This window comes from Dyella telluris, from assembly GCF_014297575.1.
GTDB classification, from domain to species: Bacteria; Pseudomonadota; Gammaproteobacteria; order Xanthomonadales; family Rhodanobacteraceae; genus Dyella; species Dyella telluris.
The window spans coordinates 307,282-321,291 of the sequence record NZ_CP060412.1; the positions used below are offsets into that span (position 1 = coordinate 307,282).

Below are 14,010 nucleotides of genomic sequence, written 5' to 3' on the forward strand. Positions count from 1 at the left end.
GTCGCAGACACCCGGGTGTTTTCGAAGCCCGCGTGCGGCCAATCAACCCATGCCAGAGGGTGCCAGCGGAAGCTGCAGATGAACCATCAACCCGCCCTGCTCGCGATTCTCCGCATGAATATCGCCGCCGTGTGCCTTCACCACCCGCTGCACGATGGCCAGGCCCAGGCCATGGCCGTGCGCGCGCGAGGCATTGCTCCCGCGAAACAGCGGGCGGAACAACGAGCCGATTTCCGACTCGGGCACGCCGGGCCCGTTGTCGCGGATCGACACGTCGACCGTGCCGGTCGTCGCCTGTGCTGCCAGCTCGACCTTGCCACCCTCGGGGCTGAACTTGATGGCATTGCCAATCAAGTTGTCGAACGCGCGCTCCAGCAGAAGTCCGTTGCCGGAAACCACCGCCGGCGCATCGCCGTCCAGGTGCAGCGTGATGCCACGCGCCTGCGCCTCCACGCCAGCGCGACGAACGCATTCGCGCAACAGCGCCAACACATCCACCGGCTCGCGGTTCACACCGGGAATACCGCCTTCCAGCCGCGACAGCGCGAGCATCTCGCCGGTCATGCTGTCCAGGCGACTGATCTCCTGTTCGGCCTGCAGGAAATAATGCGCGGCTTCCTCCGGCGTGGCGCTGCGCTGGGCCAGATCCAGGATCAGATGCAGACGCGCCAGCGGCGAGCGCAGTTCGTGGGAGAGATCCTGCAGCACGCTGCGATCGTGCGCGACCAGTGCCTCGATGCGCTCGGCCATGGCGTCGAAATCGCTGGCAAGCTGGTTCAGTTCTTCCGGCGCGCGACGTCCCGGCGGCCCCACGCGTGCGGACAACTCGCCCGATGCCATGCGCCGCGTGGCATGACTGATCGCCTCCACCGGCTTCGCCACGCTGCGCGCCACCCACCAGCCCACCAGGCCGATGAACAGCAGCGAGAGCCCACCCTGGATGGCAAGGAAGATCGTCTGGCGCGTGCCTTGCCGCAGACGCGAATGCGTGCGGCTGAGCGCCACCAGTTGCCGGACATGGCCATCACCGCCCTGCACCTGCTGCACTGCCAGGTAGAGATTCGGCCAGGGCTGCAGCACCACGTCACGCTTCTCGTCCAGCCCGCTCTGCAGCGACGACTCCACCGACGCCGGCATGCGGATGGGCGTCAGCGCCTGACCGTCCTCGTAAAGCGTCGCTTCGATGCCTTCGTGTCGCTGTTGCAGCGACCATTCGGCCAGTGCTGTCTGGCCGCCACTTTCGTAGGCCTGGTCCGCGCCCTGCGCGAGGGTCGACCAGTTGATCTCCACCGCCGTGGTGAATTCGATGAAGCTCTGCGTGAGGAAGATCCCCAGCCCCAGCGCCAGCAGGTTGGCGCCGCAGAAGCTGATCAACACGCGCCAGTAAAGCGAGCTCTTGAAAGGACTCACGCCGCGCCCGCCACCAGGCTGTAGCCCGCACCGCGAACCGACTCGATGCGAGGCGCCTGCGCCGATGCTTCCGTCAACTTGTGACGCAGGCGGCTGACGTGCACGTCGATGCTGCGGTCGAAGCGCTCCAGCTCGCGCCCCAGCGCCATGCGCGTCAGCGTGGCCTTGTCCACCAGTTCGCCGGTGCGTTGCGCCAGCGTCAGCAGCAACTGGAATTCCGCACCGGTGAGCGACAACTCCTGCTCGCCCACATAGGCACGGCGTTCGGCCGGTTCCAGCCGCAGCACGCCCACTTGCAGGCTGCCGGCGCTGACCGGCGCGTTGCGGCGCAGCTGTGCCCGCACGCGGGCCAGCAGTTCGCGCGGCAGGCATGGCTTGGTGAGGTAGTCGTCCGCGCCCAGCTCCAGGCCGATCACACGATCCACCGGCTCGCCCCGGGCCGACAGCATGATCACTGGCAGGCGGTGCTTGAGGCGTACCTCACGCAGCGTTTCCAGGCCGTCGCGCCCCGGCATCATCACGTCCAGGATCAATAGATCCGGCCGCGTGGACGGGTTGTGCAACTGGGCCAGGCCGGCATCGCCGTCATGGGCAACGTCCACCACGAAACCTTCGCGCTGCAGGTATTCCGCCAGCAGGGCGGCCAGGGCGCGGTCGTCGTCAACGATGAGGATCTTGGGCATGTTCTGAGGAAAAACCTTGTCCGTCTCGCCGACATTCAAACCGGGCGAAGGATCTTGCTCCACCGGCTTTACCGTTCTTTACCTTCCCGCAAAGAACATACACATAGCGCTGTCGTCAAATAGGCATCACGCAAGACCAACCCCAACGACACAGGTAATCCCCATGCGCAAGAACATCTCTCTCGCTCTGGTGCTCGCTTCGGCTGTTGCCCTCGCTCCGTTCGCCATCGCTTCCGCACAGGACGGTGGCCCGCAGGGCGGCTTCCATGGCCACGACCACGGCCACGGCGCGTTTGAGGCGTACAGCAAGCTGAACCTGACCGACGCCCAGAAGGCCAGCATCAAGCAGATCATGCAGACGGCCCGCTCGCAGGGTAAGACCCAGCGCGATGCACTGCGCCAGCAGCGTGAAGCCTTCGAGCAGATGGCCCCGAACGCCTCGGGCTACCAGGCCGCCGCCACCGCGCTGGCCCAGGCTGAAGGCGCCGCCACCACGGCCCGCGTACAGCAGCGCGCCGCCATCCGCGCCCAGGTCTACGCCATCCTGACCCCGGCCCAGCAGTCGCAGCTGGCCACCCTCAAGGCCCAGCGCGTTGCCCGCCACCAGCAGTGGGAGCAGTTCAAGGCCCAGCATCCGGCGTCGGGCTCCACGGCCCAGTAACGGTTCGGACGACGTCATAGAAGAACCACGGCGCTGCCTCGGCGCCCGCAAGAAGATCGGCGCCAGCCTGCATGCTGGCGCCGCTTTTTTCCGAAAACGGTTTTAAAGCAAACCCTGTGCGTCCCGGCGGGCCTCCCCGCCCTTGCCCATGGCGCACAGGGTGCGCTTCGCGTTGGTCGCAGCGATCAGTCCGCCTTGAACCCCGCCTGCTGCAGCGACGGCACGAACACCGGCGGCGCGTAACCGGCCGGCTTGCTGCCCACCGCCACGCCGCCATGAATGCGCGACTGCTGCACGTCGCCAAAGAACCAGTATGGGAAGGTCGGCTCCAGCGCGCTGGCTTCATTCAGTCGGGCACGCAGGTCGGCAGGTATCTCGAACGACAGCGCAGACAGGTTGTCGTCCAGCTGCGCCAGCTTGGTCGCGCCGATGATCACCGATGCAATACCCGGCTGCGTGGCGACCCAGTTGAGCGCCACCTGTGCCATCGGCCTGCCCATGGTGCCGGCCAGTTCTTCCAGGGCGGCGACGATCGCCCAGTTGCGCTCGGTGAACCGGTCGAAACCCGGTGCGCCGGAGATCTTGGCCAGACGCCCCTCGCCAGCGCCGCCCGCTTCGCTCGGCTTGTACTTGCCCGACAACAGGCCCATGCCCATCGGGCTCCAGGCCGTGATGCCCATGCCCAGCTCGGTGGCCATCGGCACGAACTCGTGTTCGATATGGCGTTCGATCAGCGAGTACTCGAGCTGCAGGTTCACCAGCGGCGTCAACGCGTGCGCCTCGGCATAGGTCTGTGCCCGCGAGGCATACCAGGCCGGCACGTCGGACAGGCCGGCATAGCGGATCTTGCCGGCACGTACGAGGTCGTCCAGCGTGCGCACCACTTCCTCGGCGGGCGTCAAACGATCCCAGGTGTGCAGGATGTACAGGTCGATGTAATCGGTGCGCAGGCGACGCAGCGAGCCTTCCACCGCGCGCAGGATGTTCTTGCGGCCGTTGCCGCCCGCGTTCGGATTGCCGGGCTGGGCGTTGTAGGTGAACTTGGTGGACAGCACCACGCGATCACGCGTGCCGCTGTCGGCGACGAATTTGCCGAGCAGCTCCTCGCTGGCACCTTCGGTGTACAGATCGGCGGTGTCGAAGAAATTGCCGCCGGCATCCAGGTAACGATCGAACATGGCGCGTGCGGTGTCTTCCGCCGCGCCCCAGCCCCAGTTGTCACCGAAGGTCATGGTGCCCAGGGCAAGGCGGCTCACGCGCAGGCCGGAGCGGCCGAGGGTGTAGTAGGCATCGAGTGACATGGCGGACTCCTGGTGGGATGGGGGTGGAGCAGATGGGTGAAGTCTGCGCCTTGCCATTACGGGGAAAAATCCGCATCTTGTGCATGCTTTATTAAGCAAGACTAATCAATGGCTCTCGATCACGCCTCTGCCCTGCGCGCTTTCCGCCTGATCGCCCGCCACGGGAGCTTTACCCGCGCCGCCGCCGAACTGGAGGTCACTGCCTCGGCCCTCAGCCAGACGCTGCGCCAGCTGGAAGACCACGTGGGCGTGCGCCTGCTGCATCGCACCACGCGTCGCGTCGGCCTCACCGAGGCCGGTCACGCCTTCCTGGAACGTATTTCCCCTGCCCTGAACGAGATCGACCAGGCCATCGACGCACTGCGCCAGCACGGCGACCGCCCTGCCGGCACCCTGCGCATTGCCGTGCCACAGATGGTGCTCGACCACCTGGTGGCGCCTTGTGTCGCCAGCTTCATGCGGGCCTGGCCGGAGGTGAAGCTGGATATCCAGGTCGAGAACCGGCTCACTGACCTGATCGCCGAGGGTTTCGATGCCGGCATCCGCCTAGGTGAACGGCTGGCGCGCGACATGGTGGCCATGCCATTGGGAGGGCCACAGCGCGCCGTGGTGGTGGGCTCTCCCGGTTACTTTGCCGCCCACGGCCGCCCTGCCCATCCGCGCGATCTGGCCATGCACGACTGCGTGCGTTTCCGCTTCAGCAGCAATGCCATTTATCGCTGGGAGTTTGCCCACCCCACGGGCCCGTCGAAGGGCCAGTGGTTCGAGATGGATGTGGATGGCCCGATCACCACCAACGATCCCACCATGGCGATACGCGCGGCCATCGACGGCCTTGGCCTGACGCATATGGTGGAACCGTCGGTGCGGGCGGCACTGACCGACGGGCGACTTCAGTCGGTGCTCGACGAGTGGCTGCCGCCGTTCGACGGTTTCTACCTGTATTACCCCAGTCGCCTGCAGGTGCCGCCCAAGCTACGGGCCTTCATCGAACACCTTCGACATCACCTCGCCACCGGGCGCTGAAGCCGCATGGCGACGCGCGATCACGAATGCCAGTGACCGGAGACGTAGACGCCGGTCGGCGCGTAATACGCCGGCACCCACACGCGCGCAGCGTAGTGCGGCCGTGGTGCCACTACCACGCAGCCGGTAAGTGACAGGCTCGCGCTGAACATGACGGCGAGGCCGAGACCGATCAGCATGAGTCGACGCATGGTGTTCTCCTTTCCGGTTGGGTTTGACCCGGAAAACGCCGGCCCGAAAATCGCGCTGACGGATACGCACAAATACGATGGCCGCCATTCATGCAAATGACGGCCATCGTTCATGCTGACATCAAGCTTGCACGTCAGTGCGGAGCAAGTCGCTCCATCACGGTGCGATAGCGCGCGGCAATGCGGTCTTCGTCGCGATGCGTGAATCCGCGCACCGCCCATTCGCCGCCGACCATCACGTCGCGCACCAGCGGCACATTGCCGGCAAACAGGAAACTGTCGATCACCGAGCGCTCGTCGCGCGCGGCAAGCAGCGGCGCGCGATCATCCAGCACGAGCAGATCCGCACGCGCGTCGGGGCGCAGCTCACCAATGGCAAGGCCCGACGCCGTGGCTCCGCCGCGCAACGCGGCACGCCACAGCGTTTCGCCCACGCTATCACCCTGATGGCGCGCGGCGATGTTGCGATGGCACGTGGACAGGCGCTGGCCGTATTCCAGCCAGCGCAGTTCTTCCACCGGCGACACCGAGATGTGCGAATCGGAACCGATGCCCAGCGTACCGTTGGCATCGATGAAGTCGGCCAGCGGAAACAGGCCGTCGCCGAGGTTCGCTTCGGTGGTGGGACACAGGCCAGCCACCGCACCACTACGCGCGATCTGCGCGGTTTCCTTGTCGCTCAGGTGCGTGGCATGCACCAGGGTCCAGCGCGCATCCACCGGCGCATGGTCGAACAACCATTCCACCGGGCGCGCACCGCGCGTGGCGAGGCAATCCTGCACTTCGCCGATCTGTTCGGCGATATGGATATGGATGGGACACGCCTTCGTGGCGTCACTGGCGAGCACCAGCTTCAGCGCCTCTTCCGGCACGGCGCGCAGGGAATGCAGTGCCATGCCCACGCGCAGCTTGTCGTTCTCGTACGCGCGCAGGGTTTCCAGCAAGCGCAGGTACGACGGCACATCGTGACCGAAGCGACGCTGGCGCGGCGCCAGCGGACGACCATCGAAGCCACCGCTCATGTACAGCACCGGCAACAGCGTGAGCGCGATACCCGCTTCCTTCGCTGCCTCGATCAACGCCAGCGACATCGCCTCGGGTTGCGCATACGGCGTGCCGTCGGGCTGGTGGTGCAGGTAGTGGAACTCGCAGACCTGCGTGTAGCCGCTCTTGAGCATCTCCACGTAGAGCTGCGCGGCGATGGCCTGGAGTTCATCCGGCCCCACGGTGGCGGCAAACGCGTACATGGTTTCGCGCCAGGTCCAGAAGCTGTCGTCACTCTTGCCCTTGCGTTCGGCCAGCCCTGCCATCGCACGCTGGAATGCATGCGAATGCAGATTGGGCATGCCCGGCAACACCCAGCGGCCGAGGCGCTCGCCTTCACCAGTCGTCACGCCCGCCAGCATGCCGCCGTCATCCACTTCCAGCACGGCGCCAGGCGTCCAACCCTGTGGCGTCCAGAGACGATCGGCGGTGTAACGGGTCGCGATGCTGCCAGCCATGACCGGGCTCCTGGGAAACAGATCCTGAGTGTAACCGTTCGCCAAGCCGTCTCGTTCACGCTGGTACGGCATAATGTGGCGATGGCCAAGAAAACACCGGAACACACCCCGAAGCTGCTGGTGCGGCAGGCAACGCCCGCCGATGTGCCCGCACTGGTCGATCTCACTGCCCGCGTCTACACCCCCGAGTGGGGGCATTCGGCGGAAATGCTGCGCTCACAGCAGACGCATTTTCCCGAAGGCCAGTTCGTGGTCGAGTACGAGGGGAAGATCGTGGGCTACTGCGCCACCTTCCGCATCGATGAAGCCGCCGCACTGGCACCGCACACCTGGATGCAGATCACCGGCGGTGGCATGGCTTCGCGCCATCGTCGCGACGGCAACTGGCTGTACGGCATGGAAGTAGTGGTGCATCCGGAATACCGCAACATGCGCATCGGCCAGCGCCTGTACCAGGCACGCAAGCGCATCTGCACCGACCTCAAGCTGCGCGGCATCGTGTTCGGTGGACGCATGCCCGGCCTGGCGCGCAACCTGCAGCGCTATGGCAGCGCCGAGGCCTACGTGCAGGCCGTGTCGGAAGGCAAGCGCCGCGACCCCACGCTCAGCTTCCAGCTCAACAATGAGTTCGAGGTGATCGGGCTGTTGCGCGGCTATGTGCCCTCCGACTATGAATCGCTGGGCTATGCAGCGCACCTGGTGTGGCGCAACCCGGCCCTGCTCGATCATCCGGATATTCCGTCGGTGCCGTCCACGCAGCGACTGCCCGACCTGGTGCGCGTGGCATCCGTGCAGTACCAGCAGCGACGCATCCGCTCGTACGAGGAGTTCGCCACGCAGGTGGAGTACTTCACCGATATCGCGGCCGACTACAACGCCGATTTCGTCACCTTTCCCGAGCTGATCACGTTGCAGCTGCTGTCGATCGAGAACGAGGAACTCTCGCCGGTCGATACCATCCGCAAGCTCAGCCAGTACACGCCGCAGGTGAAGGAACTCTTCAGCCGGCTGGCGGTGCACTACAACATCAACATCATCGCGGGCTCGCATCCCACCGAGCAGGCCAACGGCGACATCCACAATGTCTGCTACGTGTGCCTGCGCGATGGCTCGATCCACGAGCAGGAAAAACTGCACCCCACGCCCAGCGAACGCACGGTGTGGAGCATCACCGGTGGCGACACGGCGGCGACCATCCAGACCGATTGCGGCCCCATCGGCGTGATGATCTGCTACGACTCGGAGTTCCCCGAGGTGGCGCGCCATCTGGCCGACCAGGGTGCGCTGATACTGTTCGTGCCGTTCTGCACCGACGTGCGCGAGGGTTACCTGCGCGTGCGCTATTGCTCGCAGGCCCGCGCCATCGAGAACCAGTGCTACGTGGTGTTGTCCGGCAACGTGGGCAACCTGCCCGGCGTGAACAACTTCGACATCCAGTACGGCCAGAGCTGCATCCTCACGCCGAGCGATTTCCCGTTTGCGCGTGACGGCATTGCAGCCGATTCCACGCCGAACATCGAAACCGTGCTGTTCGCCGACCTGCACCTGGAAAGCCTGGCGCGCGCCCGCAACGCCGGCGCGGTGCAGAACCTCAAGGATCGTCGCTTCGACCTCTACGAGACGCGCTGGACCCGCAAGTCCGAGGCGAAATCGTGAGCGATCGGAACGACGAACCGAGCCCCGCCTCACCCAAGGTCACCGGACGCTTCCAGCAGCTTGCCCAGTCGGAGTTGTTCTCGCCGGTGCAATGGCGCCGACGCGTGCTGTTCTGGGGCGGCGCCGTGCTGGTTGGCCTGGCCGCCATCGGCTTCGCGCAGGCGGCCGACTGGGCATTCCACGTGTTCAACGGCGTGGTCACGCACAATCGCTACTGGGCGTTCCTGATCACGCCGCTCACCTTTGCCCTGCTCGCCTGGCTCACCGAGGGTGCCCTCAAGCCCACGCGCGGCTCCGGCATTCCGCAGGCCATCGCCGCGCTGAAGATCGAAGACGAAGGCTTCCGCAACAGCCTGCTCTCGTTGCGCGTGGCCATCGGCAAGATGGCCCTGACGCTGGCCGCCTTGCTGGGCGGCGCCTCGGTGGGGCGCGAGGGCCCCACCGTGCACGTGGGTGCAGGCCTGCTTTATTCACTCGGGCGCCGCTTCGGTTTTGCGGAACCGGCTGCGGCGGGACGCTTCATCCTGGCGGGCGCGGCGGCCGGCCTCGCTGCCGCGTTCAACACGCCACTGGCGGGCATCGTGTTCGCCATCGAGGAAATGAGTGGCTCGTTCGAGCACCGCATGAGCGGCATCCTGCTGACCGCGGTATTCGTGGCGGGCCTGGTCTCGCTGGGCATCCTTGGCAACTACGCCTACTTCGGTCATTTCGACATCGGCCTGCCGCTGGGCAAGGCGTGGTGGGCGGTACTGGCCACCGGCATCGTGTGCGGACTGGCGGGCGGCTTGTTCGCCCGGCTGATCGTGCCGCATGACACCGGCTTCCGTGGCTTCGTCGGGCGATTGCGCGCACGCCAGCCCGTGGTGTTCGCCGCCGCCTGCGGCCTGGCCCTGGTGCTGCTGAGCCAGCTCACCCACACCGGCCTCTATGGCACCGGCTACGAGCAGGCCAGGAACATCCTGCAGGGCCACACGGATACGGTGACGAGCTTTGGCGTACTGAAGTTTCTCGGCAACATCGCTTCGTACTGGGCGGGTATTCCCGGCGGTATCTTCTCGCCTGCGCTGGCGGTAGGTGCCGGCCTGGGCAACAACCTGTGCGCCATCCTGCCGGGTGTCGATCCCTCGGCGGTGGTGCTGCTGGCGATGGCGGCCTACCTCTCCGGCGTGACGCAGGCGCCGCTGACGGCCACGGTGATTTCCATGGAGCTCACCGCCAACCAGCAGATGGTGCTGCCCATCATGGCCACCTGCCTGCTGGCGCGCGCCACGTCATCGCTGCTGTCGCGCAAGCCGGTGTATCGCGCGCTGGCCGACAAGCTCATCGAAGGCTACGAACGCGAGCTCGCGCGTCGCGCTGCCGAACCGTCCGCCGATGACGAAGGCGACGCACACGGCGCGTGGGCCGAATCATCCGTGGTGGAAGATCCGGCTACCCCGCTCCCGCCTTCCGGCGAACCACCGCATCCGTCCGTTTCACCCACCGATCATCAACCGTCATGACGCCACGCTGGGATCACCTGCTGACCAACGCCACGCTCGCCACCTTCGCCGGTGACGCGCCTTATGGACTGATCGAACGTGGCGCCATTGCCACGCTTGAAGGGCGCATTGCCTGGGTGGGCCCGATGGACGCGCTCCCCCCTGATGCCGCCACGCGCGCGGCTCATGTGGAAGACCTGGGCGGAGCCGTGGTAACCCCCGGGCTGGTCGATTGCCACACGCACCTGGTATTCGGCAGCAACCGCGCGCACGAGTTCGACATGCGCCTCAATGGCGCAACCTACGAAGAGATCGCGCGCGCTGGTGGCGGCATCGTCTCCACGGTGAAAGCCACGCGCGAATCCAGCGAAGACGAGCTATTCGCGCAGGCACTGCCGCGCGCCCATGCCTTGCTGGCCGATGGCGTGACCACGCTGGAGATCAAATCCGGCTATGGGCTGGACCGGGAGACCGAACGGCGCATGCTGCGCGTCGCGCGCCGCCTCGGGAAAGCGCTGGGCATCACGGTGCGCACGACCTTCCTTGGCCTGCACGCGCTGCCACCGGAATACCGCGATAACCGCGAGGGCTATGTCGCCCTGATGTGCGACGAGGTATTGCCCGCCCTTGCCGGCGAAGGCCTGGTCGACGCGGTCGATGCCTTCTGCGAAACCATCGGCTTCACGCCGGAAGAAACGCGTCGCGTGTTCGAACGCGCGACGCAGCTTGGCCTGCCGGTGAAGCTGCACGCCGAGCAGCTGTCCGACCTCGACGGCGCTGCCCTGGTCGCCCGTTACCACGGGCTGTCCGCCGACCATCTGGAGTACCTCAGCGACAGCGGCATCCGTGCGATGGCACAGGCCGGCACCGTGGCCGTCTTGCTGCCCGGCGCGTTCTACGCCTTGCGTGAGACGAAGCTGCCGCCGATTTCCGGCCTGCGCGAACATGGCGTGGCCATGGCGGTGGCCACCGACTGCAACCCCGGCACCTCTCCCCTGCTTTCGCTGCGGCTGGCGGCAGGCATGGCCTGCACGCTGTTCCGCCTGACCCCGGAAGAAGCGCTGCGCGGCGTCACGGTGAATGCGGCACGCGCGCTCGGCCTCGATGACCGCGGCACGCTGGAGGCCGGGCAACGGGCGGATCTCGCCGTGTGGAATGTCAGGCAGCCGGCCGAGCTGTGCTACTGGATCGGCGGCAACCATGCCTTGCGCAAGGTGTTCGTCGGCGGCGCTGAGCCAGCCTTCGCGGGCTGAGCCCGCCCCCGCCGCTTACTCGCGGCCACAAAAAAGCCCCCGCTGGGCGGGGGCTTTCTGGCGAGCCTGATGGCTTAGGCCGACTTCTTCTTCGGCGCTGCCTTCTTGGCGGCGGCCGGCTTGGTCACGGTCGCCTTGCCACCGGCCACGGCCGGGGTCAGCGAATGCGAGCGGCTGTTGCCGTAGCTGCCACGGTAGGTCTTGCCACGACGGGTCCTGCGATCGCCCTTGCCCATGGGGAACTCCTTGATTCGTTGGGGGTGAATACGGCCGATCATCGTATCAGCGACCGTCCAAAGCGCAATAGTCGGCAAGCGCCGCCCGTTCAGCGCTGCTGTCAGCGGCAACCGGGGCCCGCGCAGCCGCCTGCCTGATCCGGGCAATGCTCGTCGTCGACCTGCACGGTGACGTGCTGGATGCTGAAACGCTCGGACAGCATCTGGTTGATCGCCCGGATGGCGGAGGCGCTGCTGGCACCCTCGTGCAGCTCCGCGTGCAACGTCGCCATGCGCGAGCCCGAGGCCAGCTGCCACACGTGCAGGTGGTGCACATTGCGGATGGACGCATCCGCACCGCGCAAAGCTTCTTCCACCTCGACGGTATTCATGCCCTCGGGCACGCCTTCCAGCAGGATGTGCGCGGACCGGCGCAGCAGGCGCCATGCACTATTGAGGATCAGCAGCGACACCAGCAGCGAAAGCACCGGATCCGCCCAGTTCCAGCTCATCCAGCGCACCAGCAGGGCCGCAGCCACGGCGGCCACCGAACCGAGCAGGTCGCCGATCACGTGGAGGGTGGCACCGGCCAGGTTCACGTCGTCATGGGCGTGGCCGTGCAGCGTACTCAGCACCAGTACGTTCACCACCAGGCCGATGAGCGCCACCACCAGCATCATCCCGGACAGGATGTGCGTGGGTTCGAACAGGCGGGCAACCGCTTCGTAGGCAATGAACGCCACCAGCACGAACTGGGTCAGTGCGTTGACGAAACCAGCCAGCACTTCCAGGCGACCGTAACCGTAACTGCGGCGCGCATCGGCCGGGCGACGCGCAAACCACGCCCCCGCCACCGCGAGCAGCAGGGCCAGGGCATCGATCAGCATGTGACCGCCATCGGCCACCAGCGCCAGCGAACCGGACCAGAAGCCGCCGACCATCTCCACCACCATCATCAGCGTGGTGAGCACGAAGGCCAGGATCAGCTTCTTTTCCTTGCCGGTCACGCTGCCGTGCGAATGGTCCTGACCATGAGCATGGTCATGCGCATGGTCGTGCGCATGACCGTGGGCATGGTCATGGCCGTGATGATCGTGGTTATGCACGTGGGTAGAACTCATGGGTGCAAATGCTAGAAACCGCGGGGCCCGTTACACAATCACGACGAACTGAGCCACGGCGCTCAGTGAGCGCACTGGGGCCCGTGTACGTGCAGCGCGCGATGCGTGCGCAGGTTGACGAAATGCCCTGCGGCCACCAGCAGGCCACCGCAGGTGACCATCACGCTGTGCAGGCCAACGGAATATTTCTCGGCGAAGGTCACGCCGATGATCAGCAGTGCAAGGCCGGGCAAGGCCAGGATCAATGCCAGCGGACGATGATGATGGCGATAGCCACTGACCAGGCTGATCAGCGCCAGCGCGCAGGCGAACATCACGAAGCCGCGCTCGAACGCGTGATCGGCCAGGAAACCGAGCCCGAGCAGAGGCAACAGCGCGAGCACGAACGGCAAGGCGGCGCAGTGGATGGCACACAGGAACGACGCGGCTGCGCCTATCCGGTCGGCCAGCGACCACCAGCGGTTCTTGTTCTGTTGAGGAGCATCCATCGGATCGGGGGCCGGAGCGGTGCACGGTTCGGGCCTTGGAGTGACCCACTGAGCGCATGTTACATTATAACGTCGCGAACGCAAACCCGTCCGTCCGGGCCATTCAGGCCAACGGCGGTATCAGCTCTTGCGGCAGTTCTTGCAGAGGCCGTGCACTTCCAGCGTCTGCGCCTGCGGGCGGAACCCGAAGGTCTTGGCCTGCGCCTCGATCAGCTCCGCCACGCGCTCGTCGCACACTTCCTGTGCGCTGGAGCAGTTGTCGCAGATCAGGAATGGCACCTGATGCGCCTCCGCCGGGTGATGGCAGGACACGAAGGCATTGATGGATTCGAGCTTGTGGATGAAGCCGTGCTCGAGCAGGAAATCCAGCGCGCGATAGACGGTGGGCGGCGCCGCGTTGCCATGGCGCTCGCGCAACTGGTCCAGCAGGTCATATGCCTTCACCGGCTTGCCGGCAACGGCCACCAGTTCCAGTACTTCCTTGCGCAGCGGAGTCAGGCGCAGACCGCGCTCTTCGCTGGCATGTTCCACCGCGCGCACGAAGCTCTGCGCATCATCGTGATGATGATGGTGCGGGTGGTCATGCGAATGCGATTTGTCGGCGGTATGGCTCAACGGATTCTCCTTGGGCGCCATCATACACCGTCACTTACATGAGGCCTGCGGTGCGTAGGCGCAAGCGCCTGCTCAGCGTCCGCGCGGCAACGGCGGCGGCACGGGCCGCCCCCTGGGACGCGGCCGGACGACGACCACCACCCAGCCGATGGGCCCTAGCACGGCGGCCCAGACGATGCCCTCCACCGTGCGCCCGCGCCACCAGCCCAGCAGCGCGCCCACGGCGACAAACGCCACGTTCCACCACAGCAGCGCCACCCACGGCACCATGGCCATGAGGTTCATGAAGATGTGCAGGAAGGCATCCGGGCTGTCCGGGTCCACGCCCTGCATCGCCTTGTTCAGCCAGTGCTCCACGCCGACTCCGTCGACTGATTACGATAGAGGGATGATGAAGCGTCGGCGCG

At 66.1% G+C, this 14,010-nt stretch carries 15 protein-coding genes; 5 read left to right on the forward strand and 10 right to left on the reverse strand.

Annotated elements, in window-relative coordinates; genetic code table 11:
- Window positions 1-42: 42 nt before the first annotated feature.
- The gene (locus H8F01_RS01545) at window positions 43-1,410 is read right to left on the reverse strand and encodes a sensor histidine kinase (protein WP_187057344.1); all 1,368 of its coding nucleotides are present in this window, start codon (window positions 1,408-1,410) and stop codon (window positions 43-45) included.
- Entirely contained in the window at window positions 1,407-2,093 is a 687-nt protein-coding gene (locus H8F01_RS01550) for a response regulator transcription factor (RefSeq protein WP_187057345.1), read from the reverse strand. The genes H8F01_RS01545 and H8F01_RS01550 overlap by 4 nt, the downstream gene beginning before the upstream one ends.
- A 163-nt stretch (window positions 2,094-2,256) precedes the next feature.
- On the opposite strand from H8F01_RS01550, the gene H8F01_RS01555 reads away from it, so the two are divergent.
- A complete protein-coding gene (locus H8F01_RS01555; RefSeq protein WP_187057346.1) occupies window positions 2,257-2,754 on the forward strand; it encodes a Spy/CpxP family protein refolding chaperone in 498 nt (165 codons plus the stop codon).
- A 185-nt stretch (window positions 2,755-2,939) separates the two neighbouring features.
- Here H8F01_RS01555 and H8F01_RS01560 read toward each other — a convergent pair whose 3' ends face one another.
- The gene (locus H8F01_RS01560) at window positions 2,940-4,055 is read right to left on the reverse strand and encodes an aldo/keto reductase (RefSeq protein ID WP_187057347.1); all 1,116 of its coding nucleotides are present in this window, start codon (window positions 4,053-4,055) and stop codon (window positions 2,940-2,942) included.
- Between the two features lie 108 nt (window positions 4,056-4,163).
- Here H8F01_RS01560 and H8F01_RS01565 point away from each other — a divergent pair, with 108 nt between their 5' ends.
- Entirely contained in the window at window positions 4,164-5,081 is a 918-nt protein-coding gene (locus tag H8F01_RS01565; RefSeq protein WP_187057348.1) for a LysR family transcriptional regulator, read from the forward strand.
- A gap of 20 nt (window positions 5,082-5,101) precedes the next feature.
- Here the strand turns inward: H8F01_RS01565 and H8F01_RS01570 are convergent, their stop codons facing one another.
- Entirely contained in the window at window positions 5,102-5,272 is a 171-nt protein-coding gene (locus H8F01_RS01570; protein ID WP_187057349.1) for a hypothetical protein, read from the reverse strand.
- A 134-nt stretch (window positions 5,273-5,406) separates the two neighbouring features.
- A complete protein-coding gene (locus tag H8F01_RS01575; RefSeq protein ID WP_187057350.1) occupies window positions 5,407-6,774 on the reverse strand; it encodes a formimidoylglutamate deiminase in 1,368 nt (455 codons plus the stop codon).
- Between the two features lie 81 nt (window positions 6,775-6,855).
- On the opposite strand from H8F01_RS01575, the gene H8F01_RS01580 reads away from it, so the two are divergent.
- From H8F01_RS01580 to hutI, 3 genes are read left to right on the forward strand one after another with little or no spacing between them, the layout of a single operon-like run.
- The gene (locus H8F01_RS01580) at window positions 6,856-8,430 is read left to right on the forward strand and encodes a carbon-nitrogen hydrolase family protein (RefSeq protein ID WP_187057351.1); all 1,575 of its coding nucleotides are present in this window, start codon (window positions 6,856-6,858) and stop codon (window positions 8,428-8,430) included.
- Entirely contained in the window at window positions 8,427-9,932 is a 1,506-nt protein-coding gene (locus tag H8F01_RS01585; protein ID WP_187057352.1) for a chloride channel protein, read from the forward strand. The genes H8F01_RS01580 and H8F01_RS01585 overlap by 4 nt, the downstream gene beginning before the upstream one ends.
- Entirely contained in the window at window positions 9,929-11,164 is a 1,236-nt protein-coding gene (gene hutI, locus H8F01_RS01590) for an imidazolonepropionase (RefSeq protein ID WP_187057353.1), read from the forward strand. The genes H8F01_RS01585 and hutI overlap by 4 nt, the downstream gene beginning before the upstream one ends.
- A gap of 74 nt (window positions 11,165-11,238) precedes the next feature.
- Here the strand turns inward: hutI and H8F01_RS01595 are convergent, their stop codons facing one another.
- From H8F01_RS01595 to H8F01_RS01615, 5 genes are all read right to left on the reverse strand, one after another.
- The gene (locus H8F01_RS01595) at window positions 11,239-11,400 is read right to left on the reverse strand and encodes a 30S ribosomal protein THX (RefSeq protein WP_187057354.1); all 162 of its coding nucleotides are present in this window, start codon (window positions 11,398-11,400) and stop codon (window positions 11,239-11,241) included.
- 101 nt (window positions 11,401-11,501) lie between these two features.
- Window positions 11,502-12,500 carry a cation diffusion facilitator family transporter gene (locus H8F01_RS01600; RefSeq protein ID WP_187057355.1) on the reverse strand — a complete coding sequence of 333 codons (999 nt, stop codon included), beginning with the start codon at window positions 12,498-12,500 and terminating at the stop codon, window positions 11,502-11,504.
- Between the two features lie 62 nt (window positions 12,501-12,562).
- Window positions 12,563-12,988, reverse strand: coding sequence for a MerC domain-containing protein (locus tag H8F01_RS01605; RefSeq protein ID WP_187057356.1), 426 nt, complete (start codon window positions 12,986-12,988; stop codon window positions 12,563-12,565).
- A gap of 120 nt (window positions 12,989-13,108) precedes the next feature.
- Window positions 13,109-13,627, reverse strand: a complete 519-nt coding sequence (locus H8F01_RS01610) for a transcriptional repressor (protein WP_187057357.1) — start codon at window positions 13,625-13,627, stop codon at window positions 13,109-13,111.
- A 48-nt stretch (window positions 13,628-13,675) separates the two neighbouring features.
- Window positions 13,676-13,960: a hypothetical protein gene (locus tag H8F01_RS01615; RefSeq protein ID WP_187057358.1), complete on the reverse strand. Its 285-nt coding sequence runs from the start codon at window positions 13,958-13,960 to the stop codon at window positions 13,676-13,678.
- Window positions 13,961-14,010 lie beyond the last annotated feature (50 nt).

Bases quoted from the DNA above. Each gene is read 5' to 3' on its own strand.
- H8F01_RS01570 (WP_187057349.1), bottom strand. From the start codon at position 5,272: ATGCGTCGACTCATGCTGATCGGTCTCGGCCTCGCCGTCATGTTCAGC.
- hutI (WP_187057353.1), top strand. From the start codon at position 9,929: ATGACGCCACGCTGGGATCACCTGCTGACCAACGCCACGCTCGCCACC.
- H8F01_RS01610 (WP_187057357.1), bottom strand. From the start codon at position 13,627: ATGATGGCGCCCAAGGAGAATCCGTTGAGCCATACCGCCGACAAATCG.
- H8F01_RS01575 (WP_187057350.1), bottom strand. From the start codon at position 6,774: ATGGCTGGCAGCATCGCGACCCGTTACACCGCCGATCGTCTCTGGACG.
- H8F01_RS01605 (WP_187057356.1), bottom strand. From the start codon at position 12,988: ATGGATGCTCCTCAACAGAACAAGAACCGCTGGTGGTCGCTGGCCGAC.
- H8F01_RS01550 (WP_187057345.1), bottom strand. From the start codon at position 2,093: ATGCCCAAGATCCTCATCGTTGACGACGACCGCGCCCTGGCCGCCCTG.
- H8F01_RS01560 (WP_187057347.1), bottom strand. From the start codon at position 4,055: ATGTCACTCGATGCCTACTACACCCTCGGCCGCTCCGGCCTGCGCGTG.
- H8F01_RS01555 (WP_187057346.1), top strand. From the start codon at position 2,257: ATGCGCAAGAACATCTCTCTCGCTCTGGTGCTCGCTTCGGCTGTTGCC.
- H8F01_RS01595 (WP_187057354.1), bottom strand. From the start codon at position 11,400: ATGGGCAAGGGCGATCGCAGGACCCGTCGTGGCAAGACCTACCGTGGC.
- H8F01_RS01600 (WP_187057355.1), bottom strand. From the start codon at position 12,500: ATGAGTTCTACCCACGTGCATAACCACGATCATCACGGCCATGACCAT.
- H8F01_RS01580 (WP_187057351.1), top strand. From the start codon at position 6,856: ATGGCCAAGAAAACACCGGAACACACCCCGAAGCTGCTGGTGCGGCAG.
- H8F01_RS01565 (WP_187057348.1), top strand. From the start codon at position 4,164: ATGGCTCTCGATCACGCCTCTGCCCTGCGCGCTTTCCGCCTGATCGCC.